General features: G+C 44.5%; 12 protein-coding genes. 5 read left to right on the top strand and 7 right to left on the bottom strand.

Going from position 1 to position 15,691, the window contains the following annotated elements; genetic code table 11:
- Nucleotides 1-16 precede the first annotated feature (16 nt).
- Both kdpA and DWU89_RS21240 read right to left on the bottom strand, forming a co-directional pair.
- Entirely contained in the window at nucleotides 17-1,729 is a 1,713-nt protein-coding gene (kdpA, locus tag DWU89_RS02710; RefSeq protein ID WP_115498139.1) for a potassium-transporting ATPase subunit KdpA, read from the bottom strand.
- A gap of 21 nt (nucleotides 1,730-1,750) precedes the next feature.
- On the bottom strand, nucleotides 1,751-1,831 hold the full coding sequence (locus DWU89_RS21240) for a potassium-transporting ATPase subunit F (protein WP_115498138.1): 81 nt from the start codon (nucleotides 1,829-1,831) through the stop codon (nucleotides 1,751-1,753).
- Between the two features lie 363 nt (nucleotides 1,832-2,194).
- Between DWU89_RS21240 and DWU89_RS02700 the strand changes: the two genes are divergently transcribed.
- Both DWU89_RS02700 and DWU89_RS02695 read left to right on the top strand, forming a co-directional pair.
- On the top strand, nucleotides 2,195-3,484 hold the full coding sequence (locus DWU89_RS02700) for an AAA family ATPase (protein ID WP_115498137.1): 1,290 nt from the start codon (nucleotides 2,195-2,197) through the stop codon (nucleotides 3,482-3,484).
- Nucleotides 3,471-4,208, top strand: coding sequence for an HNH endonuclease family protein (locus DWU89_RS02695; protein ID WP_115498136.1), 738 nt, complete (start codon nucleotides 3,471-3,473; stop codon nucleotides 4,206-4,208). Before DWU89_RS02700 ends, DWU89_RS02695 begins: the two co-directional genes overlap by 14 nt.
- Nucleotides 4,209-4,278: 70 nt before the next feature.
- On the opposite strand, the gene DWU89_RS02690 is transcribed toward DWU89_RS02695, so the two are convergent.
- The 3 genes from DWU89_RS02690 to DWU89_RS02680 form a co-directional block, all read right to left on the bottom strand.
- Complete coding sequence (locus tag DWU89_RS02690; protein WP_115498135.1) at nucleotides 4,279-5,916, bottom strand: sensor histidine kinase; 1,638 nt, start codon at nucleotides 5,914-5,916, stop codon at nucleotides 4,279-4,281.
- Nucleotides 5,917-5,922: 6 nt separating this feature from the next.
- Complete coding sequence (locus tag DWU89_RS02685; RefSeq protein ID WP_115498134.1) at nucleotides 5,923-6,717, bottom strand: DUF6261 family protein; 795 nt, start codon at nucleotides 6,715-6,717, stop codon at nucleotides 5,923-5,925.
- Between the two features lie 1,046 nt (nucleotides 6,718-7,763).
- Nucleotides 7,764-9,104, bottom strand: a complete 1,341-nt coding sequence (locus DWU89_RS02680) for a sigma-54-dependent transcriptional regulator (protein WP_115498133.1) — start codon at nucleotides 9,102-9,104, stop codon at nucleotides 7,764-7,766.
- A gap of 162 nt (nucleotides 9,105-9,266) precedes the next feature.
- Between DWU89_RS02680 and DWU89_RS02675 the strand changes: the two genes are divergently transcribed.
- Together DWU89_RS02675 and DWU89_RS02670 are read left to right on the top strand one after the other, a co-directional pair.
- Complete coding sequence (locus DWU89_RS02675) at nucleotides 9,267-10,103, top strand: OmpA family protein (RefSeq protein ID WP_115498241.1); 837 nt, start codon at nucleotides 9,267-9,269, stop codon at nucleotides 10,101-10,103.
- A gap of 295 nt (nucleotides 10,104-10,398) precedes the next feature.
- Nucleotides 10,399-11,688 (top strand): ATP-binding protein, encoded by a 1,290-nt coding sequence (locus DWU89_RS02670; RefSeq protein WP_115498132.1) that lies wholly within the window; start codon nucleotides 10,399-10,401, stop codon nucleotides 11,686-11,688.
- Between the two features lie 507 nt (nucleotides 11,689-12,195).
- Here DWU89_RS02670 and DWU89_RS02665 read toward each other — a convergent pair.
- Complete coding sequence (locus DWU89_RS02665) at nucleotides 12,196-13,428, bottom strand: sugar MFS transporter (RefSeq protein ID WP_115498131.1); 1,233 nt, start codon at nucleotides 13,426-13,428, stop codon at nucleotides 12,196-12,198.
- 5 nt (nucleotides 13,429-13,433) lie between these two features.
- Nucleotides 13,434-14,927, bottom strand: a complete 1,494-nt coding sequence (locus DWU89_RS02660) for a DUF4153 domain-containing protein (RefSeq protein WP_115498130.1) — start codon at nucleotides 14,925-14,927, stop codon at nucleotides 13,434-13,436.
- A gap of 242 nt (nucleotides 14,928-15,169) precedes the next feature.
- Here DWU89_RS02660 and DWU89_RS02655 point away from each other — a divergent pair, with 242 nt between their 5' ends.
- Nucleotides 15,170-15,598: an Hsp20/alpha crystallin family protein gene (locus tag DWU89_RS02655; RefSeq protein ID WP_115498129.1), complete on the top strand. Its 429-nt coding sequence runs from the start codon at nucleotides 15,170-15,172 to the stop codon at nucleotides 15,596-15,598.
- The last annotated feature ends 93 nt before the right edge of the window (nucleotides 15,599-15,691 follow it).

The raw sequence follows: 15,691 nt of genomic DNA, 5'->3' as shown, positions 1-15,691 counted from the left end.
ATACTCGATATTCAACTTAAAGATAAATGCTAAAATATTCGGCAATCGGCCCTAAGGTCAGTGCAGGGAAGAAAGACAGGGCAGCCACGATAAAGATCACGCTGAAGGTCATCACGGCAAATGTCGCAGTGTCCGTCTTCAATGTCCCCGCACTTTCCGGTATAAACTTCTTCTGCGCCAGCAGACCGGCAATGGCAACCTGTCCGACGATCGGGAGGTAGCGCGAGATGATCAGCGCAAGACCTGTCGTAAAGTTCCAGAACCAGGTATTATCGCCAAGCCCCTCGAAGCCCGAACCGTTATTGGCGGATGAAGAAGTATATTCGTAAAGCATCTCGCTCAGCCCATGAAAGCCGGGATTGTTCAACCAACCTCCCTCCGCCTCCACGAAGGCCGGATTATAGACGTAATAATAGCAAGCCACCGCCGTACCGATCAGGATCACAAACGGATGAGCCAACGCCACGATCGTGGCGATCTTCATCTCACGCGCCTCCACCTTCTTCCCTAAGAACTCAGGCGTACGGCCGACCATCAGACCGCTGATAAAGACGGCGATAATCAGAAAAGCATAGTAGTTCATAAATCCTACCCCGACGCCGCCGAACCAGGTATTGATCTGCATGTTCAACATCTCCATCATCCCGCTTAGCGGCATCGTGCTGTCGTGCATCCCATTGACCGAGCCGTTGGAAGTGACTGTCGTCGTACAACTCCACAGGGCCGTGGCGGCTGCACCGAGCCGTGTTTCCTTGCCTTCCATGGCTCCGGCTGCCTGGTCGATCCCCATTTCAGCGATCTTCGGGTTGCCGTTCATCTCGTAATAGGTATTAATACCCACACTAACCAAGTAGGCAAAGAGCATGACACCGAAAATCGTATAAGACAACTTCTTCCTTTTCAGATAGAATCCCAATGCAAAGACCATCGCCATCGGGAGGATCAGGATCGCCCAGCATTCCACCATATTGGTCAGATAGGTGGGGTTTTCAAGCGGATGCGAAGAGTTTACGCCGAAGTAGCCTCCCCCGTTTGTCCCCAACTGCTTGATCGGGATGATGGCGGCGGCAGGACCTTGCGAGATTTGTTGCTCATGGCCCTCCAATGTCGTAAGCTGCATCTTTCCGTCGAATCCCATCGGCGTCCCTTGCAGGATCAGGATAAACCCGACAACCAACGACAACGGCAACAGGATACGGGTGCAACTTTTCATCAGCAAGTCCCAGAAGTTACCGATCGTCTTCGTCGTCTTGGCAGCCATCGCCTTGAAGATACCGGCAAGGGCGGCCATTCCCGTAGCGGCCGTAATGAACTGGAACAGCATAATGACGAATAATTGCGTGAAATAGGTCAGCCCGCTTTCTCCGCTATAATGTTGCAGGTTACAGTTCACCATGAAGCTGATACATGTATTGAATGACAAATGGGACGACTGTCCGGCATTGCCATCCGGGTTCAGTGGCAGGTACTGTTGCGTCCATAGCAGGATCATACCCCAAAAGAACCAGAAAAGGTTGACCGTCAGGAGCGCCTTCAGGAAACTTTTCCAACTCATCTCCTCCTTCGGGTCGATCCCGCAGATTTTAAAGATCCATCTTTCTACCGGGGCCAGAAAATCAAAACAGGTTTTCTCCCCTTTATATACCTTTGCAATATACTTACCTAACGGATAAGCTAAAACGACCATCAAAATGATCTGGATAATGCTACCTAATAATTCCGTATTCATCTTTTCACCTAAACTAATTGTTTAAAACTTTTCGGGCCTGACCAACACATACATCAGATACCCGAAGATAACCAAGCAGAGTACAAACAGTGCTGCAAACATAATCTTCCTCCTTTCCTAAATTTTCTCGAACCAATCCACACACTTAAAGAAAAACCAGTAGCAGGCCACCCCCACCACGCACAAGAATCCAAAAGACACAAATTCATTTTCCAACATATCAAAATACTTTTAGAGTTAATACTATTCATCGTCTCGCCGTTCTATATGCCAACGGCGTGCCAAAGAGGAGGAAGTTTTGATTAAGAGAAGAATATCAAAGAGTTAAGCTTTCAGTATGAAATTTCGGGACGATGCAAACCCTTCCATTTTGAAAAGGTTGCCTTTCCAGAATGGAAAAGTTTATCATTTCGGTAGTATATGGAATAAATGTTGTAAATTTGTGATATAAAAGATATCAAAGTTATGGCAGAGCATACTCCTGTTTATATTAAAGAGGTCGGGGTGACTAATTATAGATGTTTCACTGGCGAAAATAGGTTCAAATTTGTTGATGAAAATGATAACTGGTACAGATGGACGGTCTTTCTTGGGGATAATAATACAGGAAAGACGAATCTTTTGAAGGCTATTGCAAATATGGAACCTCATTTTGATCCCAAATCGAAAAATTACACTATTGAACCTTATTTCCTCGTTGTTAATGTATCCTCTGATACTCTTGTTGGAATAAGTACTATTCCTGAATTATGTAATAAAGCTTCTAAAATAAATAACACAGCTGATTATGACTTATATATTGCCTTAAAATATAATGTGGAAAATCCTATGGAATCATATCTGATGTCAGGAAATTCTACTTCTGGCAGGTGTAAAAATCTTTTGATTTACGGATATGGAGTCGTTAGAAATATCGAGAGTAAAGGAATTAATTCAAAAATAGATAAAATATCCAACGTAAGTAACTTACTTCATACTACAGATCTCCTTAACTTCGAAGACTGGCTGTTCCAATTAGATTATGCAGCGAAAAACGACAGCGCACCGATTGAGAACCGCCAGAAAGCCATTGAACGAAGAAATTTATTAATCTCTATATTAAAAGGTGATCTTTTCCCCGAAATTGAAGATATCCGTTTTATCTCGGATGCTAATCTATACAACTATATCGAATTTCGAACAAAAGACGGTTGGCATAAACTTTCTGACTTAGGCTACGGCTATCAGGCAACCTTATCCTGGATGGTCGACTTCTGCAAGAAGCTTTTCGACCGTTACCCGGATAGCCCGAATCCTCTCAAAGAACCCGCCATCCTTTTAATCGACGAAATCGACCTGCACCTCCATCCGCAATGGCAGCGTAGCATCATCAAATATCTGTCCGATATCTTTACCCAAACCCAATTTATCGTGACAACGCATAGTCCCTTTATCATCCAATCGATGGAAAAGGTCAATCTTTATGCTTTGCAACGCGAGGGCGATCATACGAAAGTCAAACACTTCGGTGTCCGCTCCTTCATCGGTTGGCGGATAGAGGAAATCCTCAGTGAGATCATGGGATTGGAAGACAATATACAGACAGACATTTATCAGGAGCTAATGAAACAGTTCGAGGCGGCAATCGATACCGACGATTACAAATCCGGTAAAGAAGCCTACGACAGACTCATGAAGATACTTCACCCTCAAAGTGAAGAAAGAAAACTATTAGACATCCAATTCTCACAACTCATACCAGATGATCAAGCTTGAACTAAAACCCAAACCGGAAAAACTTACTGACGAACTGGTCAAATCCAAAACCGAAAAATACAATGCCGACAACACGCAGCAGGTATGGAACATTGACTGGTTGAAAGTCGCTATTGCCGACCTCTCGTTCGGTAAATGCTGTTATACCGAGATACGTCTCGGCGAGGAAAGCAAGTATATGGAAATAGAACATTTCCATCCTAAAAGCCGCTATCCGGATGAAGTATTGTTGTGGGGAAACCTCCTGCCAAGTTGTAAGAAATGCAATGCGACAAAAGGCGAACACGACACCATAGCGGAGCCGGTCGTAAATCCGTTCGAGGATGATCCGAAAGACTTTTTCTATATGGAAAATGGTTTCTACCGGGTAAAAAACAACTCCGACATCGCCAGACGTACCATCCGGAAATTAGGGTTGAACGATATCGAACATTTCGTCAAACCCCGCAACCGAATTTATGAAAAGATAAACGGGACACTTTCTGATTTGAAAGAAGACATCCTCGCCTCATCCGACGAAAAGCTACCGACATACGCCCGGCGGCTCAAACGCCTGATGAAAGAGGGACGCAGACAGGAAGAATATGCAGCACTTGTTTCGACAACCATTCTTTCCAGTCCGGACTTTACGGAGATAGAAGATTATCTGACCGTGAAACGATATTGGGATACAGAATGCGATTCTCTAAAAAGCGAGCTACAATATTGTTCCCTGACACGCTGAAAAAATGAAAAAAGCCGCACCTTCGCAGGCGCGGCTCTCTGAGTGATCGAAAAACGTAAAGACACATAGTTCATCGATTCAATAATAAATGTAAAATTGTCTCTGTTCCTCTTCCCTTTTCTGATATAACTGTTATGTTTCCATTTAATTTTTCGATAATCGTTTTACAGATAGAGAGTCCCAGGCCCGTTCCCTGCACGTGCGGGCTTCCCTTGTAAAAGCGATTAAAGATTTGGGAGAGCTCTGCCTGTTCCATACCACATCCCGTATCGTGCACGAAGATGTAGACGCTTTTACCGTCGTCATCCAGACGGTAGCCAAACCGGATGGAACCTTCTTTCGTGAATTTACGGGAGTTATTAATCAGGTTGTTCATCACCTGTGTCAATCTCATGCTATCTGTCGTCAGATAGGTGTTATATTCCGGCATCTGCAAGATCAACTCGACCTCTGGCGTCATCCGGAGAGATTGCGCCTTATAGATATCCGTCAACAATACATTCAAAGAATACGATTGCATGTTGAACACCATCTCGTTCGATTCGATCCTCGAAAGATCCAGGATATCGGAGATCAGCGCCAGCAGATGCTGCCCGTTCTGATTGATGATATTGGAAAACTCCCTCGCTTCGTCACTACCCAACTTTACATCCTCGTCGGTGAGGAGATTTGAAAAGCCCAATATCGCATTCAGAGGCGTCCGGATCTCGTGGCTCATGTTCGCTAAGAACGCGGTTTTTAGCTCTTCGCTTTGTTTCGCCTTTTCTAATGCCTCCTGTAGCCTGATTTCCGTTTCCTTGTATTTTTGCGTACTCATACAGATGCCGATAAGCTGGAAAGGGGACCCCGACACGCTCTGCATATAGGTGGACTGGGCCTCAAACCATTCCCACGTGCCATCGCCACGCAAAAGCCTGTAGGAGACGTAAGCATCCAACGATGCCCCGTAGAACTGTCCCGTCAATGCTTCAAACACCGCATTAGCATCATCAGGATGGATAATCGCCCGAAAGTCATCAATTGTAATCGTATTATTCTCGACCGACCTTCCCAAATATTCGAAATAACGCGGATCGATCGTTAGTATGCCGGTATTTATCTCGATTGTCCAGGGGAAGATATGCGTCCGGTTCAAAATCATATCCATCGTGTATTGCTGCCTCTTTTCCTTGTTTATATTCCGGAAGAAAAACAGGATATACAACAAGCGTCCGTTCCGGTCCCGTATGCCAAAGGCCGCTCCCCCGACTAACTGGACCGCATCCTGATCTTTCTCGCTTAGATAGGTGTCCGTTTTAAATTCTATATAATCCTTCCCCTGTCTTAATTCCTCCAATATATCCGGAAGGATATCCGACTGCCCATGAAAGATCGAGAGCACATCCGTAACCTTTTTTCCAATCAAACCTTTCCTGTTGATATCCAGATATTTGAAAACACGTTGATTCACATACCGGATAGTCCCGTCGAGGTCTACGAAAGCAAAATTGGCAGACATAGAGTCGAGTAAACGGGTGATTACCGCTTCCTCGATACTCTTCAGGTCCTTCACTTTATGTATGAACTTTCTCCTTTCAAGATAAAGGAAAAACAAAAGGATAAAGAGAATAAAAATGCAGGCCAGTTGTATGATATAAGCATAATCATAACTGGTGGTGGCCATCGGGAGATGGCTTAGGGGCATAATATCAACAACTTTGGCCTGCATATATTCTTATAATATTCCTGGTCGATCTATACCGCTTCCCCCGTCTGGAAGGAGAGACGGTTTGTTACCGCCGCCTGTCTGACCTCCCTTTCCAGCGCCCAAGTTGTTAGAAATAACAACGCGGTAATGGTCTATGCGGGCATTCCACCAAGAAAACAGATCTTTATAAAGTTCGTCACCATTAACTAAAGCAAGAGCATTCAGATATTCGACCAATGCATCATATACCTTCTCAAAAATAGGACGGTTGACCGCCGTACTGCTTTTGACGGCTTTTTCAGCTTTTTCTTTTGAACGGTTCGAGGTTAGAAGGGCGCATTGGTCGTTAGCCTTCCTCAGTTCCGCAACCCATTCGTCGAGTCCAAGCAATGTCACGTCCGCCTTATATTTATCTGATTTTAATTCCTGTAAGAAATTGTATTCAAATCCCGTCTGGTCGTCAAACCCTCTGGTCTGCGCTCCTGTATAGGTAGAGACAAGAGGTTGCAAACGGGTAGCCGCCTCTTTTATTTCTACTTTAAAATGACGCATATCGGTACGGATATGTTCGATGATACCGATATGAATATTATTCCGGTAAGTTCCGGCGCTATTCATCTCTGCCGTATAGGCACTTTTGGCGACGATCACGATCCCGTCGTCCAAATCCTTAAGCTTCCTCTGATATTCGGAAAATTGCTCTGCAATTTTAAGCGTATCAGCCTCTTTATCTAATATGGCATCTTCTATCTCTCTGCCGAAGGCCAACAGTTCGTTAACCTTTAATCGTGTTTTTGTTCCGAATGACTGTATTTTTGACATGTATATACCCTATTTTATTATCCATTCATGTTTTATTTCCGGCGCCTATGGTTTATCGGGAGGCGGATCATAAAAAAATAGTCCGATAAGCTTACAATAGCGCCACAGACCGGTCATATTATCTTTCGATACTGTTTTTAGACGCTAAGCATAGGCTGTTTATCAATCGATAAGACTATTAATACGTATTCGGCAGGTTGTTTGTACTTCGGTAAGGTTATCGAAATGCTTTTGACTTGTCTTTTGCGGATTGATAGGGTTATCGAAGGATTACCGACTACCTGTTTACCCTTCGATAAGGTTACGAATGGTTGGGTGGGCTGTCATCTGTTGTGTTTTCCATATTTTTTGTTTTTAAGGTGGACCCTTGCGAGCCTTTGTCTGTTATTTGTTTTATGTTTGTTAACACTAAAATGACTAACGAAAACGTTCCTTTTTTTTAGTCATTTTTTCCGTTGAAAAATCATATCTACATATCTTCATTCATCATGGAACAAAAATGTACAAAATATAGTCTACAAGCGCATTTTATTTTCGATATCCCTTGATTATTAAAATATTTATTCTACATTTGCAAATGACTAAAAAAAAAGAACGTTTTCATTAGTCATTTAACATTAACATTTCATCCGTTGTTTTTCAACGCATGAAACTCCCCATCCCACCATTTTTAACGTTTTATTTTTGTGGATTTTAGGGAAAGCCCCCCTTTCCCAGTTTGTGATGTCCTATCTGTTGGAACCCTGATGTAGAAAGGGTTTTGATGGGTAGGACTTTTCAATTACCACTCTTCTGTAAAAAGGTGAAATCAGGGCAAAAAAGCAGCTTTTGCGTTTTCAGGCAATTTTACCGAGATATTTCATAGATATCCCGTTCCCGCGCTTGACGCGGGATCGCATTAAAACTGACCATATAAATAACTAATTGATGAGGTTTACTCTCGTGCGATCCCGCGTCAAGCGCGGGAACGGGATACTTCTGACATATTAGTCATATGAATAGGGGAAAGAACTGTTTATAATAAGAATAAGGAAGACTGCGGAAGGTCAAAGGCCGTATTCCTCGATCTTTCGGTAGAGCGTGGTCAGGCCGATACCCAACAGACGGGATGTCTCCGTCTTGTTGCCGTTGGTATATTTCAAGACTTTCTGGATATGCATCTTTTCGACGCCGCTGAGGTCGAAGCCTGAATAGCTTCCGTCGGCGGCGGTCTGCGGGGACTGCATGTTAAGGGGCAAGGTGTCGGGCGTCAGGGTGTCGCCTTCGGAGATAATCAAGCTGCGCTCCACGACGTTGCGTAGTTCGCGTACGTTTCCTTTCCAGGGGTACTGCTTCAGGATGCGGATATAATCGGGCGAGATCGTCCGGATATCTTTTCCCATCTTGGAGGAGAGGGAGGAAACAAATGCCCGGACATGCAACGGGATGTCGCCCGTCCGTTCACGAAGCGGCGGCAGGTGTATCTGGAAAACGGAAAGGCGGTAGAACAAGTCTTCGCGGAAATGGCCGTCGGCGATCTCTTTTTCTAAGTCGCGGTTGGTGGCGGCTATCACGCGCACATTTACTTTAAGGGGCTTCGTGTCGCCGATCTTGATAAATTCGCCGGTTTCGAGGATGCGGAGCAGCTTGGCTTGCAGGTCGAACGCCATCTCGCCGATCTCGTCGAGGAAGATCGTTCCGTTGTCGGCTTCTTCAAACAAACCTTTCGTCTCTTTCAGGGCGCCGGTGAAGGCTCCCGCCTTGTGGCCGAACATCTCGCTTTCTAACAGGTCGCGGCTGAAGGACGAGCAATTGATGGCGACAAAGGCTTTATCGCTACGGGAACTGTGCTGGTGGATGGACTGGGCGAAGACCTCCTTGCCCGTGCCGGTTTCGCCGGTCAGCAGGACGGGGACATCGGTGGCGGCCACCTTACGGGCCAGGGCAATGGCTTCCTGTATGGCGGGCGATTGGCCGATGATGGTATCGAAGGAGTATTGTTTACCGACTACCGAAGTGGCGGCTTTCTGCTGCTTGCAGGCGGCGGTAGCCTTTTCCATGGCTTTGGCGATCAGGGGAAGGATTTTGTTATTGTCGTCGCCTTTGGTGATATAGTCGAATGCGCCGTTCTTGATGGCTTGCACGCCGTCGGGGATGTTCCCGTGTGCCGTGAGCAGAATCACTTCCGAAAGGGGGCATAGGCGTTTCAGCTCGGAGACAAGCTCCACCCCGCTCCCGTCCGGCAGGCAGACGTCGCAAAGGATCACCTCGGGACTATGCTGTTCGGATTGCCTGATCCCGGCCTTGCAGCTTGCCGCCTGAAGCACCTCGTAACCTTCCAGCCCGATAATGCGGGACAACAGGCTCAGGATCTGCTTTTCATCATCGATAATCAATACTTTTCCCATCTTTTTACATCCAATAGAGAAGCACAAAAGTATAAATTATTTGTAAACCACAATAATAAATGGACTATCACCACCTATTAATCATTAAATACAACCAAATTCCCTAAAAAGGGGATACAAGTAATAGGTATATATTTTTACTTTGCAGAAAATATGAATGCAATGAAAAAGGTTCTATTAGTTGCAGTCTCCGCACTGCTTGTCTGCACCTCTTGCGTGACGAAGAAAAAATATCTGCTGGCCGAGAACGGACGCCTGGAAGCCATCGCCCGGGGAGACGACCTGCAAAACCAACTTGTGAACTGCCGCGACAATGGCGACCAGCTCTCATCGCGCCTTGCCGCCCTCGAGCGAGACACCACCCGTATGGGGAAAAACATCCGTAACTACCAGAGTATGCTCAACACCAACATGACGGAGCAGGAAAAACTGAACTCCCTGTTGAGCCAGAAAATGAGTGAACTGGATGAACGCGAACGTACCATCAACGAATTGCAGGACATGATCAACGCCCAGAACGAACGGGTGCAAAATCTCTTGAACAGCGTGAAAGACGCCCTGTTAGGTTTCAGCAGCGACGAACTGACTGTGCGTGAAAAAGACGGGAAAGTCTATGTCGCCATGTCGGACAAACTCCTGTTCGAATCGGGAAGCGCCCGCGTAGACAAACGTGGGAAAGAGGCTTTGGCTAAACTGGCCGAGGTCCTCAACAAACAGACCGACATCGACGTTTACATCGAAGGCCATACCGACAGCAAGCCGATCAACACTGTCCAGTTCAAAGATAACTGGGATCTGAGCGTGATACGTGCTACTTCCGTCGTTCGTATCCTGACAAAAGACTACGGTGTCAACCCATTGCAGATACAACCTTGCGGCCGTGGCGAATTCATGCCTGTTGCCGACAACGAATCGGCCGACGGACGCGCCAAAAACCGCCGCACGGAGATCATCATGGCTCCGAAGTTAGATAAGCTGTATCAGATGTTGAATCAGTAAAAACAATAAAGGTATGCTTCACCACCGGAACATACCTTTATCAACCTATCCAAAATCAAGTTTAGAAAACACTCACTTTTCGAGAGGTCTTCGTCCCTTCTATCTTACCCCTGAAAATAGATTTACCATCTATCGAAATAACGACAATATCGACAGCCGTACACGGATAAGCATGTAAAATATCGCATTCAGAAATGAAATATTATGCATATTATCGTATTCCAAATCAAGAAAACATGTAAAATATCGCATTTAAAGAAAATAACTGTATCTTTACAGGACAATTTTTAAAGCTATGATAGATAAACGTATTCTTGAAACCATCCTTTCCGACCAGTCGGAAGAATTGGAAATGAAACAGTCCATTCGTTTCTGCCGAAGAAAAGAGGAAGATCTGGTAGATTTGGAAAGCACGCAGGCGCAAGTTGTCATCGGAGTACGACGAAGTGGCAAGTCAACCTTGTGTTACAATATCCTTCATCGAGCCGGGGTCAAATATGCCTATGTGAATTTTGATGATGAGCGTCTTGTCAACTTAAAGGGAGAAGACCTGAATGATGTGCTGGAGGTCTTATACAAAATACACGGTGACTTTAATTATCTTTTCATAGATGAAATTCAAAATATCCCGGAATGGTATTTGTTTGTCAACAGGCTTTTACGCCGGAATATGCATATTATCATTACAGGATCCAACGCCAAACTGCTAAGCGGAGAATTAGCCACCCATCTGACCGGACGTCATCATTCCATCCCACTTTTTCCATTTTCTTTCGCCGAATATTGTGACTATAAACAGGTGGATGTAAAGAAGCAGACTACACAGGCAATCGCACTCCGCCGGGCAGCATTCGATGAATATATGCAACAAGGAGGATTTCCTGAATTGCAAAATATTACAGGTGACCGTGAATATATCGATACGCTTGTGGATAATATCTTAAAACGAGATATAGAACAACGCTTCAAGATTTCCCACAAAGCAGCTTTTGAGCAAATGGCACAACATTTATTAAATGTGTCTCCTGTCATTGTGGTAGATAATACCTTGAAAGAACTGTTTGGTTTCAAATCAGAACATACTTCCAAGAATTACGTCGACTATCTCCGCCAAGCTTACCTTTTAGTGGGGCTTCGTAAATACTCGCATAAGAGCAAGCAACGTATTGTGGGGGAAAAAGTCTATCCGATTGATGTTGCATTGATGAACAAACGGGCAGATGCTTTTGTCGGAAAAAACCTGGGATGGCGCCTGGAAACCATTACCTATATTGAACTGTTACGCAGGTGCAGGAACAAAGGTTTGGATATTTACTATTACAATGATCGTTCCGGAGAATGTGATTTTGTAGTATGCCAAGAAAATGAGACTGTCCTTTGCATCCAGGTTTCTTACGACATTTCAAATGCCAAGACCCGAAAGCGTGAAATTTCCGGTTTACTCCTTGCAGCCAAAAAAACCGGTTGCAAAAATCTACTGTTGCTTACCGACCACCAATATGAGGATATGGAAGAAAATGGCTATGCCATCGCTGTCAGACCTGTATATGATTGGTTGTTGCAATGCGAAACAAAATTACAATAACCCCCTTTTTGACCATTTTTCTATTTCGTCCGAAATTTTGATCGATTTTGGATTGACTCTTTTTGCGGTTTTCGTCTTTATGGCTGACAACAGAAGAAATGAGGTGCCAGGACAATTCTAAAAAGCGTGCAATTTGATTATCGAAAGATGAAAATGCCGTCAAAGTGATAAAGCTTAACTCCTGGAGAATCGCCTGTAGCAAAATAAAACGGACGGCGTCTCAAATATTCAAAGGAAATTTAGGGGCTTTTTTGCCATGAAAACGGTCGTTTTTCAAAAGAGGACGGTCGTAATCGCCACGATGACCGTCCTAATGGGTGATATACTCGGCAGCTCGCGAAGATTAGCACGGTCGTAATGGCAAAGAGGACGGTCGCAATGGCAAAAAACTCCCGAAAAAAGGGAAAAAGCTACTTTTTGACGTCTGAAAAGCGAGTTAACATTTGTTTGCTTTCAACTGTCTTTCGAGCCTGAAAAATACGTTTTTTACAATAACCCCCTTTTTTGCTACCCCTTTTTGCATTTCAGTGCAAAGAACAGGATATATAGAAATGCCACAAGCGGAATCACGAATCCGATCGCCATATTTTCCGCACCGATATACCCCATCAACATCGGGGCAAAGGCACCGCCAGCCACTCCCATCACAATATAAGAAGAGGCTTTCTTCGTATAAGCACCCATTCCTTCCAGGCCGAGGGCAAAAATTGTCGGAAACATGATAGACATAAAAAAGAAAGACAGATAAAGGGCATACAACGAAATAGTACCTATGGAAACGACTACCAGCGCCATACAAACCGCATCCGCCAATGCAAACCAGGTCAGAAGACGGGCAGGCTTCATCCATTTCATCGTAAAACTGCCGGACAAACGACCGATCATAAACAATGCCATTCCTCCGAAAGCTAAGATACGCGAAGCCTCGATATTCGTCATAGAGGAATCGACCTCCGTCACATAATTAATGAAGAAACTAAAAATCCCCGTCTGCGCCGCACAATAGCAGAACTGCGCAACGATGGCCCGGACAAACTGCGGATGCCTCCACATGAAAATTCCGGCGGATGGGCATGCATTTTCATTTACATGCCCATCCGTTTCTTCTTCCACCTGCACTTCCGGCAATTTGGTAAAGAAGAAAAGAATAGCGACCAGCAGGACAATCGAACCAACCAGGATATAAGGTTTTGTCAGCGTAAACGGATCATCTTCCGCCCCACCGAAAATCAGCATACCGCCAACCAGCGGACCTAAAATCCAACCTAATCCGTTAAACGACTGGGAAAGATTTAATCGTTGCGCACCCGACTCCTTCGGCCCTAAAACCGTGGAATAAGGATTCGCCGCCGTCTCTAAAATACACAGCCCGCAGGCAATCACGAACAAGGCGACTAAAAACGGGGAAGCCGAATGCAGATAAGCCGCCGGAATAAAGGCGAACGCCCCTATGGCGAACAAGCATAATCCTAAAATAATTCCTTTCTTATAGCCGAACCGCTTCATGAACATACCGGCAGGAAGCGCCATCAGGAAATAGGCGATATAAGTAGAGAACTGCACAAGACCGCTCTCCGCTTTTGTCATGGTAAAGACTCCCTGAAAATGTTTATTCAATACGTCCAACAGCCCGTGAGCAAAGCCCCATAATAAAAACAGGCTGGTGATCAACAGAAACGGGACCAGATAAGACTTCCCGTCGGGTGCGGAAAACAAAGTTTTCTGATTATTCTTTTTCATGCTTGCTATTTGTTATCAGTCGGCAAAGGTAAGCTTTTTTTCAGATAATAACCTCCACCCATATGCGAGACTGTATAAGCTGAATCCGGCGAACTGCGATAAGCAGAAATCTCCCCAAATACATACAGGGCTGAATCCATATCCAGTCGAAGGATAGACGGATATAAATCTTCCGGAATCGAATCGGTCGGAGCCAGTCCTGCTTTTTCCATCTGCCGGACAAGAAGGGAATCCTTTTCCTCTTCAAAAATCACCTGTAAGTTTTTGTCGCATAAATAAAAGGTATCCGCCTGCATCATGCTGTTTATAGGGCCTTCGTCATAACGGCCTACGGCTTGAAGCGTTTCATAGCCTGTAATATCCAAAGGCGAATAATCGGAAATGGAGATGTATTCATAATAATTTCCGAAGTTTTCCCGGATCGGATAATTGTCCCGTTTCTCCTGTGAAATCCGTTCTATATCCTTTGCTGTTATGCCCGGTATATACGTTACCGCCGATAGCAAAATGACGGCAAGCACGGCCGCATACAGATAATGCCCCGTACGCCTGGTCAAAAACAACAAGGCAATCCCTGTCAGGACAGCTCCCACCGCCACCAGATAAACCCGCGCTTCCGTATATCCATACTGATTAATCCGATAGAAAACCCCTATCCAATACATGGCCAGTGCAGGAAACACCACCCAACTGGAATGCCGGTAGAACCAGTCATAATATCTTCTTTTCAGGAATGGCTGACAACCCTTCAGAATAAAGGTAGCCGATATAAAACTGACGACAATATACGCAACCGCCCCTTTAGGCAAAGACCATAAAACCGCCACCTTAATAAAATAGAGATACAAAATGACCGCATATATCAACAGTGCCGGCGAGAGGACATAGTTGAGCAATACATTAAACAATTTATCTGCACTCCCTTCTTCTTCTTTTCCCTGGTTAAACAGAAGGAATAGCAACGGCATTATACCGGCAAACGCAATACTCGACGAATATGCCATAAACCGGCGGTCTCCATATTGCCATATCTCAAAAATATACTGGATCGAATAATAGATGGACACGGACAATAGCCAGGCAATCATCGCTAATAATCCCGCCGAGCACATAGCCCGGAGATAACGAAGCCCTTTCCTGACAAATCTCTCGTTATCACGTCTCCAGTCACAAACCAGATAAAGCAGTTGGACCACGACGAGTGTCACCAAGTAAAAGGCAGACCAGGCATCTTTCTCCCTCCAGAAAAACGGTATAAAGAATAGCAAAGACAGATAATAAGCAAACCGCCAGCGTTTTCCTTCCGTCAGGGAATTTAGACTGTAAGTAATCAGGAAGAAAGCCGGAAAATAAGGAACTACGGCCATCAGTCTTGTGTTATTCGTCTCATACAATGCACAGCCAAAACAGCAAAACAAAGCTGTAAGGATCACTTCGACCGGATTATGCCGGACTGCAATATGCAAACGCCCGATGAAGGCTTCTATTTTCTTTTTCATACTCTTGATAATATAAGAATCAGGGGATAAAGATAAGAGTTATTACTTTTCCACCTCTATCTATCTGCCAAAATGGTTCATTTTCTGTCAATCTTTCTCATACTAAAACATTCTTTAACTGTCAGATTTTCATCCTTTTGCTTTGGCATATTGTTTGAAGTAAGTATAATGCTTCCGGGTCGGAAACGAGACGAAAGCAGAAATAAAATAAATGTTTAACTAAATAATTGGAGGACTGTATTATGACACCGATGAGAAGAAGTCAAAATTGGTTACCGTATGTATTCAATGATTTGTTTGACAACGACTGGATGATTAAAGCAAACTCTACAGCTCCAGCCATCAATGTGATTGAATCGGAAAAGGACTATCGAGTAGAAGTTGCTGCTCCGGGCATGACAAAAGATGATTTCAACATCCGTATCGACGAAAACGACAATTTGGTCGTATCGATGGAGAAAAAAGAAGAAAAGAACGAAGACAAGAAAGACGGACGCTATCTGAGACGTGAATTCTCTTATAGCAAGTTCCAACAGACAATGGTTCTTCCTGACAATGCCGAGAAAAATAAAATCGAAGCAAAGGTAGAGAATGGTGTGTTGAACATCATCATCCCGAAAAAGAGTGAGGAAGACATTAAGAAGGCTGAAAAGATTATTGAAATCAAATAATCGTCCGCCCGTATAAACTAAAGCTTATAATGGTTTGTTTTATAGGAAAAATAATATCCGGTTAAAGCAGACCATTATTTTTTTATCTATATC

This window comes from Parabacteroides acidifaciens, from assembly GCF_003363715.1.
Classification (GTDB): Bacteria; Bacteroidota; Bacteroidia; order Bacteroidales; family Tannerellaceae; genus Parabacteroides; species Parabacteroides acidifaciens.
Note: the sequence above shows the minus strand (reverse complement) of the source record. Positions and strands in the feature narration are given on the sequence as shown.